Here is a 1902-nt window from a genome sequence, read left to right as displayed (position 1 = left end):
TGGACGTCACCATCCAGGCGCAGATCCTGTACGAGGTGCAAAAGCTCTGCCGCGAGACCGGCACCGCGCTGGTGTGGATCACCCACGACCTGGCGGTGATCTCTGGCCTGGCCGACCGCATCGCAGTGATGTACGCCGGCCGCATCGTCGAAGCCGGCACGGCCCGCCAGGTGATCGGCAGCCCCACCCACCCCTACACGCAAGGCTTGATCGACTCCATCCCCACCCGGCAGACGCACGGCACGCTGCTGCGGCAGATTCCGGGCATGACGCCTTCGCTGCTGCACCTGCCGGCGGGCTGCGCCTTCCGCCCGCGCTGCCCACGCGCCGATGCCGCCTGCCTGCAGCCGCCGGCCATCGCGGCGCAGCCCTCAGGGGCGCTCAGCCGCTGCTGGCATCCGCTGGAGGCGGCACATGTCTAGACAAGGCACAGCCGCCGCGCCACTGATCAGCCTGCGCGGCGTGGACAAGCGCTTCGTCAAGCCGGTGGACCTGGCCGGCCGCATCGCCAACCTGCTGGGCGCCAAGCACGCACCGGCGGTGGTGCATGCGGTCAGCGGCGTCGACCTGGACGTGCAGGCCGGCGAAGTGATCGGCATCGTCGGTGAATCGGGCTGCGGCAAGAGCACGCTGGGCCGCATCGTGGCCGGCATCAACCCGCCCAGCGCCGGCACGGTGCACTACCAGGGCCAGCCGGTGCACAGCCTGCCGCGGGCCGAGCGCCGCGCCTATGAACTGGGCGTACAGATGATCTTCCAGAACCCGATGGCCTCCTTGAACCCGCGCATGCGGGTGCTGGACATCATCGGCGAGGCGCCGGTGGTGCACGGCCTGGTGCGCCAGGCCGACCAGCGCGCCTACGTGGCCGACCTGATGCGCCAAGTGGGCCTGGACCCGGACTATGCGCAGCGCTACCCGCACCAGTTCTCGGGCGGACAGCGGCAGCGCATCGGCATCGGGCGGGCGCTGGCGCTCAAGCCCCGCGCCATCGTCTGCGACGAGGCGGTGGCCGCGCTGGACGTGTCCATCCAGGCGCAGGTGCTCAACCTCTTCACCCAGCTGCGGCGCGAGTTCGATCTCACCTACCTCTTCATCAGCCACAACCTGGGCGTGGTGGGCCACATCGCCGACCGGGTGGTGATCATGTATTTGGGCCGCATCGTGGAGGTGGCACCCACCGACACGGTGTTCAACCGCCCCAACCACCCCTACACCCAGGCCCTGCTGGCCGAGCTGCCCACGCTGGACACCACACGCCGGCAGTACCAACCCATCCAGGGCGAGCTGCCATCGCCGCTGGCGCCGCCTTCAGGCTGCGCCTTCCACCCGCGCTGCCCGCAGGCCCTGCCCCGCTGCAGCAGCGAGCGGCCGGCCCTGAAGACGCTGGCCCCCGGGCACACCAGCGCCTGCCACCTGAACGACCTGCCCCAACCCATCACGGTGCACGCCAAAGCAGTCCCCGCATGACACCCACCCCAGATACCCGTGTGCAGCCCCAAGCCGCCACGCCGTTCGACCCCTTCACGCTGTACCAGCCCACGGCTGATGCGCTGCCGCTGGTGGCCGATTCGCCGCACAGCGGCCTGAAGTACCCGGCCGACTTCGGCTACGCCCTGCCCTTTGACGAGTTGCGCGCCGGCGAGGACACCGACGTCGACGTGCTGTGGCAGGCCCTGCCCACCGTGGGCGGCACGCTGCTGGCGGCGGAGTTTCCGCGCAGCTACATCGACCCCAACCGCGACCCGGCCGACCTGGATGCGGCGCTGCTGGACGGCCCCTGGCCGCAGGAACTAAAGCCCAGCGAGAAGACGCGCCTGGGCATTGGCCTGATCTGGCGCGACGCCGGCCATGATGGCCGTCAGCCCATCTACGACCGGCGGCTGAGCGTGGCCGAGGTGCAGG

Annotated in this window: 3 protein-coding genes; all 3 read left to right on the top strand. The window is 70.6% G+C overall.

What is annotated here, in order from left to right; all coding sequences use genetic code 11:
- A partial coding sequence (locus tag ABNT58_RS05155; RefSeq protein ID WP_348752434.1) for an oligopeptide/dipeptide ABC transporter ATP-binding protein occupies positions 1 to 422 on the top strand: 422 nt, incomplete at its 5' end.
- Complete coding sequence (locus tag ABNT58_RS05150; RefSeq protein WP_348752433.1) at positions 415 to 1467, top strand: oligopeptide/dipeptide ABC transporter ATP-binding protein; 1053 nt, start codon at positions 415 to 417, stop codon at positions 1465 to 1467. The genes ABNT58_RS05155 and ABNT58_RS05150, both read left to right, overlap by 8 nt.
- Positions 1464 to 1902: N-formylglutamate amidohydrolase (locus tag ABNT58_RS05145; protein ID WP_348752432.1), on the top strand; the 439-nt coding region annotated here is incomplete at its 3' end. The genes ABNT58_RS05150 and ABNT58_RS05145, both read left to right, overlap by 4 nt.

The sequence above is a fragment of the uncultured Aquincola sp. genome, assembly GCF_964001545.1.
Taxonomy (GTDB): Bacteria; Pseudomonadota; Gammaproteobacteria; order Burkholderiales; family Burkholderiaceae_C; genus Aquincola.
Note: the sequence above shows the minus strand (reverse complement) of the source record. Positions and strands in the feature narration are given on the sequence as shown.